At 74.0% G+C, this 14,311-nt stretch carries 10 protein-coding genes; 6 read left to right on the top strand and 4 right to left on the bottom strand.

Annotated features, from left to right (window positions below; all coding sequences use genetic code 11):
* Nucleotides 1–42: 42 nt before the first annotated feature.
* Nucleotides 43–3,315, bottom strand: coding sequence for a LamG-like jellyroll fold domain-containing protein (locus tag ACFV0G_RS20430; protein ID WP_380549466.1), 3,273 nt, complete (start codon nt 3,313–3,315; stop codon nt 43–45).
* Between the two features lie 926 nt (nt 3,316–4,241).
* On the opposite strand from ACFV0G_RS20430, the gene ACFV0G_RS20425 reads away from it, so the two are divergent.
* The 6 genes from ACFV0G_RS20425 to ACFV0G_RS20400 all read left to right on the top strand — a co-directional run bounded on the left by ACFV0G_RS20425 (nt 4,242) and on the right by ACFV0G_RS20400 (nt 11,386).
* Entirely contained in the window at nt 4,242–5,333 is a 1,092-nt protein-coding gene (locus ACFV0G_RS20425) for an ABC transporter substrate-binding protein (protein WP_380549463.1), read from the top strand.
* A 92-nt stretch (nt 5,334–5,425) separates the two neighbouring features.
* Nucleotides 5,426–7,132, top strand: a complete 1,707-nt coding sequence (locus ACFV0G_RS20420) for an ATP-binding cassette domain-containing protein (RefSeq protein ID WP_380549460.1) — start codon at nt 5,426–5,428, stop codon at nt 7,130–7,132.
* Nucleotides 7,129–8,097 (top strand): ABC transporter permease, encoded by a 969-nt coding sequence (locus ACFV0G_RS20415; RefSeq protein ID WP_380549457.1) that lies wholly within the window; start codon nt 7,129–7,131, stop codon nt 8,095–8,097. Before ACFV0G_RS20420 ends, ACFV0G_RS20415 begins: the two co-directional genes overlap by 4 nt.
* Nucleotides 8,094–9,140, top strand: a complete 1,047-nt coding sequence (locus tag ACFV0G_RS20410; protein WP_380549454.1) for an ABC transporter permease — start codon at nt 8,094–8,096, stop codon at nt 9,138–9,140. Before ACFV0G_RS20415 ends, ACFV0G_RS20410 begins: the two co-directional genes overlap by 4 nt.
* A 95-nt stretch (nt 9,141–9,235) precedes the next feature.
* Nucleotides 9,236–10,252 (top strand): LacI family DNA-binding transcriptional regulator, encoded by a 1,017-nt coding sequence (locus ACFV0G_RS20405; RefSeq protein ID WP_380549451.1) that lies wholly within the window; start codon nt 9,236–9,238, stop codon nt 10,250–10,252.
* Between the two features lie 63 nt (nt 10,253–10,315).
* Nucleotides 10,316–11,386 carry an aldose epimerase family protein gene (locus ACFV0G_RS20400; protein WP_380549448.1) on the top strand — a complete coding sequence of 357 codons (1,071 nt, stop codon included), beginning with the start codon at nt 10,316–10,318 and terminating at the stop codon, nt 11,384–11,386.
* Between the two features lie 14 nt (nt 11,387–11,400).
* On the opposite strand, the gene ACFV0G_RS20395 is transcribed toward ACFV0G_RS20400, so the two are convergent.
* From ACFV0G_RS20395 to ACFV0G_RS20385, 3 genes are all read right to left on the bottom strand, one after another.
* Complete coding sequence (locus tag ACFV0G_RS20395; protein WP_380549445.1) at nt 11,401–11,859, bottom strand: hypothetical protein; 459 nt, start codon at nt 11,857–11,859, stop codon at nt 11,401–11,403.
* A gap of 111 nt (nt 11,860–11,970) precedes the next feature.
* Nucleotides 11,971–12,324, bottom strand: a complete 354-nt coding sequence (locus ACFV0G_RS20390; RefSeq protein ID WP_380549442.1) for a hypothetical protein — start codon at nt 12,322–12,324, stop codon at nt 11,971–11,973.
* 30 nt (nt 12,325–12,354) lie between these two features.
* Nucleotides 12,355–14,079 carry an aminotransferase class V-fold PLP-dependent enzyme gene (locus tag ACFV0G_RS20385; protein ID WP_380549439.1) on the bottom strand — a complete coding sequence of 575 codons (1,725 nt, stop codon included), beginning with the start codon at nt 14,077–14,079 and terminating at the stop codon, nt 12,355–12,357.
* Between the last annotated feature and the right edge of the window lie 232 nt (nt 14,080–14,311).

The raw sequence follows: 14,311 nt of genomic DNA, 5'->3' as shown, positions 1-14,311 counted from the left end.
CGACCGTCCACCGCCGGGGCCGGCGGGTGCTGCGGGGCCGGGTCAGGCGGGCTGCTCGGCGGTGTGCAGGGCGCTCACCTCCGCGGCGGTCAGCGCCCGGTCGTAGGCGTGCACCTGGTCGATGGAGCCGTTCCAGAAGTCGCCGTTCTGGCCGTTGTACTTGGCGCGGCCGATGGCGAGCGGGCCGGTGCTGACGTCGGCCGGGCCGGACGGGACGGACGCCGAGAGGGTGCCGTCGACGTACAGCTGGATGGTGGAGCTCGCCGCGTCGTGCACGCCGACGAGGTGGTACCAGTGGCCGAGCTGCGGGGTGATCGGCAGCCGGGCCCGGTTGCCGCCGGGGGTGCTGAAGGCGAACGCCCCCTGCCCGTACTGGAGGTAGAACGGGTTCTCGATGCGCCGGCCGTCCTGGCTGACCGCGGTGGCGTAGTTGCCCGGCAGGGCGTCCAGGGTGACCCAGGCCGAGATCGAGTAGCCGGTGGTGGTGTCGAGCACCGGGCCGGCGGTCTGGGCGTACTGGCCCTGGCCGTTGACGTGCAGGGCACTGCCGCTGACGCCGGGGGCCCAGGAGGCGCCGCCGGTCAGCGTGAGGTCGGCGTGGTTCGGGCCCTGGTCGGCGGCGGTGGTGCCGGCGCCCTCGTCGAGTGACCAGGAGCCGCCACCGTGCAGCTCGGATCGGGCCCCGGCGTCGGCGCCGGCCGCGATCACCTTGAGGTTGACCGCGCGGACCTGGGCCGGGTCGACCTTGATCTGCCGGCGGTCGTACGTCCAGAGGCCGTTGAGCTCGTGCTCCACGTCGGTGACCTGGGTGTAGACCGAGCCGGAGAGCTCGGCGCCGGCCGCCGCCAGGTAGAACGTCTCGGTGTTCTGGACGTACTTCTGGGTGAGCGCGGCCTTGTCGTTCACCCCGCTGTAGATCACGGTCGGGGCGCCGGGCCACATGTGGCCGGGGGAGCGGAGGGTGAAGCCGCCGTGCTCACCGTCCATCGCGGCGCGGGTGGCGTCGGGGAACGCCGGGTCGTTGTTGCCGTAGTCGTGGTGGTCGATGATGTCGCCCTTGCCGGAGTCGCCCTTGGAGGCGCAGCAGTTGACGCCGCTGTGGGCGTTGACCAGCCGGGACGGGTCAGCGGCCTTGACGGCCTCGGCGAGCTTGCCGGTGGCGGTGCGGTCCCACTCGCCCCAGCCCTCGTTGAAGACGATCCAGCCGATCACGGAGGGGGAGTTGTGCAGCAGCTTCATCTCCGCGGTGCCCTCGTCGACGAACTCCTGCTGGCCGGCGGCGGTGCTGTAGTCGCCGGAGACGAAGTCCTGCCAGACCAGCAGGCCCAGCTTGTCGGCCTGGTAGTACCAGCGCGGCGGCTCGACCTTGATGTGCTTGCGGACGGCGTTGAAGCCGAGGTCCTTCTGCGCCTTGAGGTCGAAGGCGATGGCGGCCTCGCTCGGCGGGGTGTAGAGGCCGTCCGGCCAGAAGCCCTGGTCGAGTTCGGCGAGCGAGAAGATCGGCTTCCCGTTGAGGACGATCTTCTGGTAGCCGCCGACGTTCGCGAGGGCGATCTTCCGCATGCCGAAGTAGCTCTTGACGGTGTCGGTCTGCTTGCCGCTGGTCAGCGTGACCTTGAGGTCGTAGAGGTACGGGTCGTCCGGCGTCCACAGGTGCTGGTTGGCGACCGGCAGGTGCAGCAGGGTGTTGGCGGGGCCGCTGATCGAGCCGACGATGTTGCCCGCGGCGTCCTTGGCGACCGCCCTGACGAGCGTCCCGGCGGGTGCGCCGGGGGAGTTGACGGTGACCGCGAGGGTGCCGCCGTCGATGTCGGGGGTGGTGGTCAGGCTCTCGATCGAGGTGGCGGCGACGGGCTCCATCCAGACGGTCTGCCAGATGCCGGAGGACTGGGTGTAGACGATGCCGCCGGGGGAGCCGGACTGCTTGCCGATCGGCTGGTTCGCGCCGGCGGTGTCGGTGACGGCGACCACGATCTCCTGCGGCCCGGTGCCCTTGAGGGCGTCGGTGATGTCGGCGCTGAAGCCGGTGTAGCCGCCGGTGTGCTCGGCGACCTTCGTCCCGTTGACCCAGACGGTGGCCCGGTAGTCGACGGCGCCGAAGTTCAGCTTGAGGCGCTCGCCACTGCCGATCCTCCAGTTCTTCGGGACGGTCACCGTCCGCCGGTAGAACATGTGGTCCTCGTGCCGCTCCAGGCCGGAGAGCTGGGACTCGACCGGGTACGGGACGATGATCCGCTCGCCGAGGTCCTTGCCGAACACCGGCTGCTCGCCGGCGGTGGCGGCCGCGAACTGCCAGGGGCCGTTGAGGTTCAGCCAGTCGTCGCGCACCTGCTGCGGGCGCGGGTACTCGGGCAGCGGGTGGTTCGGGTCGACCTTGTCGCCGAACGGGGTGGTGAGGCGGTGGGTGGACGCGTTGTCCGCGGTGCGGGCGATCTCGGGGACAGCCTCGCCGCCGGACGTCAGGCCGCCGGTGCCGTCGTAGCGGACCCGGACCTTCTGGCCCTTCTGGATCGGCTCGGCGAGCTTCACGATCAGCGACCGCTTGTCGTCCTTGGCGACCGCGACGGACTTCAGCGGCATCGCGGTGGTGTCGGCCTCGACCCGCAGGTGGTCGGCGACGGCGGTGGCGTTGCCGACCTTGCCGTCGAAGGTGGCCTGGACCTTGAGGCCGTCCTGGGCGACGGAGAGCGCGACCGGATAGACGCTGAACCCGGCGGGCGGGGTGAACGCGGACTCGGGCACGATCTGCTTCGCCAGGCCGGGGGCGGACCAGCGCAGGTACATGTTGGCGCCGCCGGTGTCCTGGAACATCTCCAGGCGGAAGTCGTGACGTTCGCCGGCGGCGAGGTGGACGGCGGCACTGGTCTGCTCGCGGTCCCAGTCGCCCACCCAGTGGTCGATGACCGGCTGACCGTCGATGAACAGCCGGAAGCCGTTGTCGCCGATCGCGTAGAAGGTGTAGTCCCCGGTGGCGGGGGCCTCGACCTGGCCGGTCCAGCGGGCGGTGGTGTTCTCCTGGCGGCCGGTCAGCTCCTGGAAGGTGTCGGCCAGGCCGGGCAGGTCGATCTGCGGGTCGAGTTCGGTGCCGCCGAGCTCGGCGAAGTCGTGGGCGCCCGGAGCCGACATCCGGTAGTACTCGCCCTTCAGGCCGTGCACCTGGGCGTTCGGGTCGCCGGACGCGAACGCGGTGGCGCCGTCGGCCGGTTCCGCGGCGGAGGTGCCGGGGACCAGGCCGACCACGGGCAGCGAGAGGGTCGCTGCCAGCAGCAGCGCCCACATCCCGCGCCCGTGGCGGCGGGCTGGCTGTCGTCTCATGCGGTTGCTCCTCGCAGGGGGGAGTGGAGGGTGGGGCACCTCCCGGACGGCCGTCCGACCGTCCGGGAGAGGTGGGTGGGGGGTGCGCGCCGCCGGCCCGCGGCCCGCGGGACCGCCGCGGCAGGGGGTGGTGCCGAGGGGGCAGCTCGTGGCCGGACTCCGGCGGCGGGTACGGCGGTGCCCGGTCCGCGGCCGCCCCGGGGGCGTGGACGCGGGCCTCGGCGCGGTGGCGCACGGCATGGCCGCACGGCAGCGCCGGGGCGTGCCGGAGCGCGGCCGTCCGGAGTCGATCCGGCCGGTGCACAGGGGCTGGTGACGACCCGTTGCAACGTTGGAAAATCGGGACAGCCAGAATGACAGCACGGCCCCGCTGCCCTGTCCAGCCCTTGGGGCCCATGCATCACGGGAATGTGTCCGCCGTGCTTCCCGGTGACGTGCTCCGCCCGCTGCCGACCAGGGTTGACGGTGCATCCGGCCGGCGGGCCCCGTCCGCCGCCCGGCGCCCCCGAGCGCTGCGTGCCCGGCCCTGGGCGCCCCCGGTGACCAGCGCTCTTGCGCAGTGGCGTCGCCTCGCCGGCCGTCCGGAGACCCGCCGCGACGGCGCCGTACCCCCCGTCAACCCGGGTGTTCCCGCGGCGGGTTGACGCGCACCCGGCAGCCCTGGGCCCGCCGGGGAATGGGCGGGAAATGCGTGCGAAACACTCTTGCCCGCCGGTTCGGGCGGCCTATATAACGTTGTAAACAGCGACGCCGAGAAGCGCCTCGGACCTCGCACGGTCGTTCCTGCGCCGGATTCCGCTCACCCTCCGCGCAGGGCCCCGCCGGCCCGTTCGGCACCCGCTGTCCATCCCGCACTCAGCCTCTCCACCGAGCCGCCCGGCCCACCTGCCCGGCGGCGGTGTCCCCCGCCAAGGAGTGTCCTCGTCATGAACGCCACGCACGGCCCGCGCAGACTCCTCCTCGCCACCCTGATCGCCGCCTCCGTCGGGCTCGCCGCCACCGGATGCGCCAAGTCCGAGACCCCCGCCGTCGGTTCGGGCGACGGGCAGGCCGCCCAGGTGGCGCAGACCCCGACCGACGCGGCGTCCTCCACGGCCTCGGGCTGCACCCTGCAGAGCTACGGCGCGACGAAGATCGACCTCAAGGACGCGGTGGTCGGCTTCTCCCAGTCGGAGAAGGAGGCCAACCCGTTCCGCATCGCCGAGACCCAGTCCATCAAGGACGAGGCGGCCAAGCTCGGCGTGAAGAAGCTGCTCACCACCAACGCGCAGTCGCAGCTCTCCAAGCAGATCAGCGACATCCAGGACATGCTGAACCAGGGGGCGCAGCTGCTCATCGTCGCGCCGCTGAACTCCGACGGCCTCCAGCCGGCGCTCGCCGCCGCCGCGGCCAAGCACGTCCCGGTGATCACCGTGGACCGCAAGATCAACGCCACCGCCTGCAAGGACTACCTGGCCTTCATCGGCTCGAACTTCGTCGAGCAGGGCAAGCGGGCCGCCGATGCGCTGATCCAGGCCACCGGCGGCACCGGCAAGGTCGCGATCCTGCTCGGCGCCTCCGGCAACAACGTGACCACCGACCGCACCAGCGGCTTCGTCGACGAGCTGAAGGCGAAGGCCCCGGGCCTGGAGATCGTCGCCCAGCAGACCGGCGAGTTCGCCCGCGACAAGGGCCAGCAGGTCATGGAGCAGCTGATCCAGTCCAAGCCGGAGATCACCGCGGTGTACGCGGAGAACGACGAGATGGGCCTCGGCGCGGTGACCGCGCTCAAGGGCGCCGGCAAGAAGCCGGGCAAGGACGTCATGGTGGTGTCGATCGACGGCACCCGCAACGCCGTCCAGGCCCTCGCCGCCGGCGAGTACAACGGGGTCATCGAGTCCAACCCGCGGTTCGGCCCGCTGGCCTTCGCCACCGCGCAGAAGTTCTTCTCCGGCGAGGCGATCCCGCAGGACATCGTGATCACCGACCGCGCGTACGACGCCGCCAACGCCGCCGCCTCGGTCGCCGGCGCGTACTGACCCGGCCCGCACCGCACACCCCGGGCCGCCGCGCACACCCCGCCGCGCGGCGGCCCGGAACCACCCCTCGACCCTCCGGAAGGCCAGTGACCATGGCACCCCCCGAAGCGGCGGCCACCCGGGCCGCCCCCGCCGACCTCCCCGCGGCCGCCCCCGTGCTGGAGGCCCGCGGCGTCAGCAAGCGATTCCCCGGCGTGGTGGCCCTCGACGACGTCTCCTTCGCGCTGCGGCCCGGCGAGACCCATGCCCTCGTCGGCGAGAACGGGGCGGGCAAGTCCACCCTCATCAAGGTCCTCACCGGCGTCCACCGCCCGGACGGCGGTGAACTCCTGCTGGCCGGCGCCCCGGTGTCGTTCGCCCGGCCCTCCGAGGCGCAGCGGGCCGGCATCTCCACCATCTACCAGGAGGTCAACCTCGTCCCGCTGATGAGCGTGGCGCGGAACATCTTCCTCGGCCGCGAACCCGTCAAGCGCTTCGGCCTCATCGACTTCCCCCGGATGCACCGCGAGGCGGCCGGGCTGCTGGCCGGCTTCGGCATCGACGTCGACCCGCGCCGGCCGCTGCACACCCTCGGCCTCGGCACCCAGCAGATGGTCGCGCTGGCCCGCGCGGTCTCCGTCGAGGCGCAGGTCGTCGTGATGGACGAGCCCACCTCCTCGCTGGAGCCCCGCGAGGTCGAGACGCTCTTCCGGGTGGTCGGCGAACTCCGCCGCCAGGGCATCGCGATCCTCTACGTCAGCCACCGGATGGACGAGCTCTACCGGCTCTGCGAGCGCGTCACCGTGCTGCGCGACGGCCGCCACATCCACACCGGCGACCTCGCCGACCTCGACCGCATGCAGCTGGTGTCGATGATGCTGGGCCGCGACGTCGCCGAGGTCCGCCGGCACGGCGTCACCGGCTTCGGCGACGAGGGCCACGCCGTCGCTCGCGAACCCGTGCTCGTCGCGGACGATCTGATGGTACGTCACCGCATTGACGCGGTCTCCCTCGCGCTGCGCCCGGGCGAGGTGCTCGGCCTCGGCGGGCTGCTCGGTTCCGGCCGCAGTGAGACCGCGAAGGCCCTGGCCGGCGCGCTGCCGCTGGACGGCGGCACGGTCACCGTCGGCGGCCGTACGCTGCGCCGCACCAGCTCGGCGGGGGCGATCCGGGCCGGCATCAGCATGCTGCCCGAGGACCGCAAGGCCGAGGGCATCATCCCCGGGCTCTCCGTACGGGAGAACATCGTGCTCGCGGCGATGCCGCGGCTGTCCCGGGCCGGCATCGTCTCCCGGGCCCGGCAGGACCGGGTCGTCGAGGTCTTCATGAAGCGGCTGCGGATCAAGGCCTCCAGCCCCGAGCAGAAGGTCTCCGAACTCTCCGGCGGCAACCAGCAGAAAGTGCTGCTCGCCCGCTGGCTCTGCCTGGAGCCCACGGTGCTGCTGCTGGACGAGCCCACCCGCGGCATCGACGTCGGCGCCAAGGCCGAGGTCCAGGCGCTGATCGACGAACTCGCCCGGGAGGGCCTCGCCGTCCTGCTGATCTCCTCCGACATCGAGGAACTCGTCGAGGGCGCCGACCGGATCGTCGTGCTGCGCAGCGGCGCGGTCGCCGGCGAGCTCACCGGCGACCGGGTCGGCGAGAGCGAACTGCTGGCCGTCCTCGCCGACCACGGCTCGGACCGGGCCGAGCCCGAGCCCGCCGCGGACTCCGAGCGCGCCGCGGAGCCCGAGCCCGCCGCCGGGGACGCCGGGCCCGGCGACGGCCCGGCCCCCGCCCAGCCCCGCCCGGCCCGCGCCGGCAAGGAGGACCCCCGATGACCCAGGCGACCGCCGTCCCCGCGCGCGGCCCGATCCGGCTGCCGAGCTCCGCGTGGTTCCAGGAGTACGGCGTCTACGCCGCGCTCGCGGCCCTGCTGGTGTTCAACGCCCTGTTCACCGACCGCTTCCTGACCGCCGACAACCTGCGGACCCAGCTCGTCCAGGTCGCCCCCGTGGTGATCGTGGCGCTCGGCATGGCGCTGGTGATCGGCACCGAGGGCGTGGACCTCTCGGTCGGCTCGACGATGGCGCTGGCCTCCGCCCTGCTGCCGCTCTACCTCGGCTACGGCCTCGTCCCGGCCCTGCTGATCGCGCTGCTCACCGGCGCGCTGGTCGGCGCGGTCAACGGCACCCTGGTGTCGGTGGTCGGGCTGCAGCCGATCGTCGCGACGCTCGCCCTGTTCGTCGGCGGCCGCGGCCTGGCCCTGGTCTTCGCGGACGGGCAGCTCAAGCAGATCATCAACCCCGACCTGCTGGCGCTGGGCACCGACAGCCTGCTCGGCGTCCCGCTGGTCGTGGTCATCGCCGGGGTGCTCGCCCTCGCCGTGGCCGGCCTGGTGCACCGCACGACCTTCGGCCGCCAGGTCGTCGCCGTCGGCGGCAACCGGTCCGCGGCCGCCCTCGCCGGACTGCCCGTCCGCCGCCTGCTGGTCGGCGTGTACGTGCTGTGCGGGGTGCTCGCCGCCCTGGCGGGCGTGCTCGCCACCGCCCGGCTGACGGCCAGTGACCCGTCCACCCTCGGCACCCTGATGGAGCTCTCCGCGATCACCGCCGTGGTGGTCGGCGGGACCCCGCTGACCGGCGGGTCCGTCCGGGTTCTCGGCACCGTCGCGGGCGCCCTGCTGATGCAGCTGCTGCGCGCCACCCTGGTCAAGCACGACCTGCCCGACTCCACCGCCCAGATCGCCCAGGCGGCCATCATCCTCGCCGCCGTCTACGTCGCCCGGGAGCGCCGGTCCCGATGAACCCCACCCCCGCACTCGGCCTGCCCGAGCCCGCCACCGCCCCGTCCGCCCCGCCGGCCGCAGCCGCCGGCCGCACCGCAGGCCCGGCGGGCCGCGAGCGCCTGCTGGCACTGCTCCAGCGCCAGGGCGTGCTCGCCGTCCTCCTCGTCGTCGTCGTCCTCTCCTCGATCGTCTACCCGAGCTTCGGCACGCTCGACAACGCCCGCAGCATCACCGTCCAGGCCTCGTTCCTCGCCGTCGTCGCGCTCGGCATGACCCTGGTGATCATCACCGGCGGGATCGACCTGTCGGTCGGCTCGGTCTTCGCCCTCGGCGGTGTGCTGGCCGCCTGGGCCTCGCAGTGGGGGATCGTGCCCGCGCTGCTGCTGCCGCTCGCCGTCTGCGGCGCGATCGGCGCGGTGAACGGCCTGCTGGTGGCCAGGGCCGGGATGGCCCCGTTCATCGTCACGCTGGCCTCCCTGCTGGCCGCCCGCGGCCTGCTGCTCGCCATCACCCACGAGGGCGCCACCACCTATCTGGTGCCGCGGGGCGCGGCCGTCGCCGCGCGCGGCCCGGGCCCCCGCGGGGGGGGGGGGGTCCCCCCGCGGGGGGCCCGCGGCCAGGTGGGCGCCGGCGGCCTGCTGCTGCAGCGCACCTCGTTCGGGCAGACCCTGTTCGCGGTCGGCGGCAGCGCGGACGCCGCCACCCTGATGGGCCTGCCGGTCGCCCGCGCCAAGGTGACGGTCTACCTGCTGAGCGGCCTGCTGGCCGGGCTGGCCGGGGCGATCAACGCGGCCCGGCTCTCCTCCGGCGTCACCATCGTCGGCGTCGGCATGGAGCTCGACGCGATCTCCGCCGTCGTCATCGGCGGCACCCTGCTGGTCGGCGGCGCCGGCTCGGTCAGCGGCACCCTGTGGGGCGTCCTGCTGCTCGCCGTCATCCAGAACCTCATCAACCAGATCGGCTCGCTGAACTCCTCCTACCAGTCGGTGGTCAGCGGCGGCTTCCTGATCCTCGTCGTGGTGGCGCAGCGCTACCTCGCCCGCGGCCGCCGCTCCACCTGACCGGCACCCGGCCGCCCCGCCGGCCGGCGGTGCCCGGTTCCGCACAGCCGGTCCCGGGCACCGCCGGGGCCGTTCCCAGCCAATGAAGGAGCGCCGTGGGCGTCAGCCTCAAGGACGTCGCGCAGCGGGCGGGCGTCTCGGTCAAGACCGTGTCCAACGTGGTCAACAACTATCCGCACGTCACCCCGCAGATGCGCGCGCGCGTCCAGCACGCCATCGACGAGCTGGGCTACCGCCCCAACCTGACCGCCCGCCACCTGCGCAAGGGGCGGACGGGCATCATCGCCCTCGCGGTGCCCGAGCTCGGCAACCCGTACTTCGCGGAGCTGGCCGGCGCGGTCATCGACGCGGCCGCCGCGCACGACTACACCGTGCTGGTCGACCACACCGCCGGTCGGCGCGAGCGGGAGATCCTGGTCAGCAAGGGCTTCAGCTCGCACATCATCGACGGCCTGATCCTCAGCCCGATCCACCTGGAGGCCGAGGACCTCACCGGCCGCGACGAGACCGTCCCGCTGGTCCTGCTCGGCGAGCGCGAGTACGAGGCGCCGTACGACCACATCGCCATCGACAACGTGACCGCGGCCCGCGAGGCCGTCCGCCACCTGCTCACCCTCGGGCACCGGCGGATCGCCTTCCTCGGCTCCCGGACGGGCCACGAGCGCCAGCCCGCCCACATGCGGCTGCGCGGCTGGAGCGAGGAGCTGCGGGCCGCGGGGATCGAACCGGACTCCTCCCTGGTGGTCGTCACCGACGGCTACGGGCGGGCCGACGGCGCCGCCGCGATGGCCGCCCTGCTCGACCGCGGCGAGCGGCCCGACGCGGTCTTCGCCTACAACGACCTGATCGCCATCGGCGCCATGCGCACCCTCACCGAACGCGGACTGCGCATCCCGGAGGACGTCGCCGTGGTCGGCTTCGACGACATCGAGGACGGCCGTTTCGCCGCCGTCGCCCTGACCACGATCGCCCCGGACAAGACCGCCATCGCCCGGCTCGCGGTCGACCGCCTGGCCGCCCGCCTCACCGGGCGGCCGCCGGCCGAGCCCCGGCGCGAGCGGCCCGGCCACCGCCTCGTCGTCCGCGACTCCACCGCCGGCCGGCCGTACTGACGCCCCGTCGTCCGCACCGCCCCCGCCCGCACCTTCGACCTCCGGCCCTCCGAGGAAGCGACCATGCCCCGACCCACCGTCCACCGCCTGCCCTTCGGCACCGCCCCCGGCGGCACCGCCGTCGACCTCTGGCGGCTCGACTCCGGCACCGGTGTGCACGCCGAGATCCTCACCTACGGCGGCATCCTGCACCGGCTCGTCGTCCCCGACACCCGGGGGCGCGCCGCCTCGGTGGTGCTGTCGCTGCCGACCCTCGACCAGTACGCCGAGAAGAGCCGCTACCTCGGCGCGCTGGTCGGCCGGTACGCCAACCGGATCGCGCACGGCCGGTTCACGCTCGACGGCACCGAGCACCGGATCCCCGTCAACGACCGCGGCCACGCCCTGCACGGCGGGCCGGACGGCTTCGACCGGCGGGTCTGGCACGCCGAGCCGGCCCGCGAGGACGGGTGCGCCGCACTGCGCCTCACCCTGCACAGCCCGGACGGCGACATGGGCTTCCCCGGCGCCCTGGACGTCACCGCCACCTACCGCCTGGACGGCGCCGGCACCCTCGCGCTCGACTGGTCCGCGGCCACCGACCGGCCCACCGTCGTCAACCTCACCAACCACGCGTACTTCAACCTGGCGGAGGGGCCCGACATCCTCGGCCACGACCTCGCCGTGGACGCCGACGCCTACCTGCCGGTCGACACCGCCGGGATCCCCGCCGGCGGCCCGCAGCCCGTCGCCGGCACCGCCTTCGACCTGACCGCCGCCCGCTCCGTCGGCGTCGCACTGGCCCGGCCGGACCGGCAGCTGCGCGAGGCCGGCGGCCTGGACCACTGCTGGGTACTGCGCCCGAGCCCCGGGCGGCACACCCCGCGCCGGGCCGCCCGCCTCACCGCGCCCGGCGGACTGCGCACCCTGGAGGTGTGGACCACCGAACCCGGCCTCCAGGTCTACACCGGCAACCAGCTCGACGGCTCGCTCGTCGGCCCCGGCGGCCGAGTGTACGGGCGGCACGCCGCGGTCTGCCTGGAGACCCAGCACTTCCCTGACGCGCCGAACCGCCCCGACTTCCCCGCCACCGTGCTGCGCCCGGGCGAGGTCCTGGCCAGCCGCACCGAGTACCGCTTCCCGCACCTGTCCTGACGGAGCGTCGGGGATCAGGGCTGCTCGCGGGCGTACCCGAGGGAGTCGGCGAACGCGCGGTACGAGGACTCGACGTCGAAGAGCGCGGCGAGATCGGCGCCCCCGGTGCCGGCCGCGGCGTTGCTCAGGCAGTCGGTGGTGACCTTCTCCATCTTGTCGAGCGTCTCCTCCCAGCTGCGGCGCGCGGCCTCGTCGGGCAGGGTACGGAAGGCCTTGGCCGCCTTCACGTCGTCGAGCACCTGACGGCACCGCGCGGCGATCGCGGGGTCCTTGCTGCCCGAACCGCTCGCCTGGCCCAGGACGGTCAGGTCCTTGCCGATGGTGACGGCGTGATCCTTGCCGCCCTTCGCGGACCAGCTCGCCACTGTCTCCTTGTCCTCGGAGCAGCCGGCCAGGGCGGTGAGCAGCAGGGCGGCCCCGGCCCCGACGAGCGCGCCCCGCACGACGTGACGCGGGCCTACGGACAGGTTCATGGGATGCGTCCTTCGCTTCGTGTGAACTGTCCTGACAGCCTGCCAGCCGCGTGTGACAGCCGTGCGGCCCGGTGCCCTCGTCCGGGCGTCCGCCCGTACCGGGCGCCACACTCAGTGGTGCCAGCGCCGCTGCTCCGCCATCCGGCGCCGGATCACCCACAGGTCCACCAGCGCGACCACGGCGAACAGGGCGCACACCGCGGCCACCGCGGTGTAGAACGCCGTCCCGGGATCGGCGTTCGGTGCCGCGAGGGCGGCCAGGACGGCGGCGCCCGCCGCGCCGAGCACGAACGCCGGGGCGAAGATCAGCGAGAGCATGCGGCGGGCGGCCAGGTCACTGGCGGCCCAGCGGGGTTCGGAACCGGAGTGCCGCCAGCGCCGGGCGGCGGCCCGCCCCCGGCGGTCCGCGGCGCGGACCTGCCACTGCTCGGCGACGTGGTGCCTCATCCGGTGCGCGTGGGCCATGGTCGGTTCCTCCCTCCGGCGCGGCGCCGGTCAGGGCTCCAGGCAGGCGGCCGGCAGCGGGAACCAGCGCAGCGCCTCGAACCCGGGCGACAGGCCGGTCGGGCCGTCGCCGTCCGCGTCGGGGCGCTCGGCCAGGATGTGCCGGGCGTCGGCCAGGTGGCGGGCCAGCGCCTCCTCGCCGAGCGGGGCGCCCCCGCGCGGCCAGCGCGGGCCGTGGTCGTCGTAGCGCAGGTCGCCGAGGCGCAGCGGCGGCTCGCCGGGGGAGCGGCGGTGGCGCCACAGCCCGCTGCCGGGATCGAAGCGGTAGTCCGGCAGCAGCCGGTGCCCGTACGTGGCGAGCAGATCGACCGCGTCGATCAGGTAGTCCCGCACGGTGTCGGTCAGGAAGTAGTGGAAGTTGATCCTCGTCCAGCCCGGCTTGATCCCCTCGCAGCCGTGCCCGGTGACCTCGTCGCGGAAGGCGTGCGAGTGCGGTGCGTCGATCGACAGCAGCCGGTGGCCGTAGGGCGCGGCGCAGGAGCACCCGCCGCGGGCCTGGATGCCGAACAGGTCGTTGAGCAGCGCCACCACGAAGTTGTGGTGCAGGTAGCGCCCGCCGTGGCCGATCCGGAACGAGACGATCGACAGTCGCGGCGCGTCGTGGCTGCCGAGCACGTCGATCCGCGGGTTGTGCCGCCACAGGGCGAGGGCGGTGCGCCACAGCCGCTCCTCGCAGGCCTGGATCAGATCGGTGCCGACGGCCTGCTTGAGGCCGAAGACCAGCCCGGCCCGGACGGACTCGACGATCGCGGGGGTGCCGCCCTCCTCCCTGGCCACCGGGTCCGCCAGGTAGCGGTGCCCCTCCGGGTCGACGAAGGCGACGGTGCCGCCGCCGGGCGCGGTCGGCACCTGGTTGCGGACCAGGTCGCGGCGGACCACCAGCACCCCGGGGGTCTGCGGCCCGCCGGGGAACTTGTGCGGCGACAGGAAGACGGCGTCCTTGTGGTCCCCGCACCCGGGCGCGCTCTCGCCGACCCGGATCGGCACGTACGGGCCGGCTGCGGCGTAGTCCCAGAACGACAGGGCGCCGTGCTCGTGGAGGGTGCGCGCCACGGCGTCCGCGTCGGTCAGGATGCCGGTGACGTTGGAGGCGGCCGAGAAGCTGCCGATGCGCATCGGGCGGTCGGCGAAGCGGACGAGCTGCGCCCGCAGGTCGGCCAGGTCGACGTGGCCGTCGGCGTCGGTGCCGATCTCGACCACGTCGGCGATCGACTCCCGCCAGGGGAGTTCGTTGGAGTGGTGCTCGTACGGGCCGACCAGGACGGCCGGGCGCTCGGCCGGGGGTATCCGGCGGCGCAGTCCGTAGCGGGCGTCGAGCCCGGCGGGCAGCCGCAGTTCGAGGATGCCGACGAGCTTGTTGACGGCGCCGGTGGCCCCCGAGCCGCAGAAGATCACCAGGTGCTCGTCGGTGCCGCCGACCGCGTCCCGGATGAGCCGCCGCGCGTCCTCGCGCAGCCGGGTGGTCTGGAGGCCGGTGCCGGAGCTCTCGGTGTGGGTGTTGGCGTACCGGGGGAGGACGGCCTCGCGGATGAAGTCCTCGATGAAGTCGAGGGAGCGGCCGGAGGCGGTGTAGTCGGCGTAGGTGATCCGCCGCGGTCCGTACGGGCCGTCCAGCACCGCGCCCTCGCCGACGAGTCCGCGCCGGACCCGCTCGACCAGCGGGGACGACGGGGGGCTGTCGGCAGCGGCCTCCGGGTGCGTGTCGGTGACACTCATGCGACCACTCCTCCCCGCCGGCGGCAGCGAGCCGCGGACAGCGGGTCGCGGACGCCCTGCGCACTTCCAGCATACGGTGCGGGGTATCGGCGGGCGGGCCGGCCGGACCGTTCCGCGCGCGTGTCGTGGGCGCGGGCCCCCCGCCCCCCGCCCCCCAGGGGGAAGGGGCGGGGGGACAAGCGGGCCGTGGCTCCCCCGCCCCGCAGGCGCGGCCGGGGGGTGAGAAGACCCA

The organism is Kitasatospora sp. NPDC059571, assembly GCF_042735675.1.
Lineage (GTDB): Bacteria > Actinomycetota > Actinomycetes > Streptomycetales > Streptomycetaceae > Kitasatospora.
This window is presented reverse-complemented; position numbering and strand designations above follow the sequence as displayed.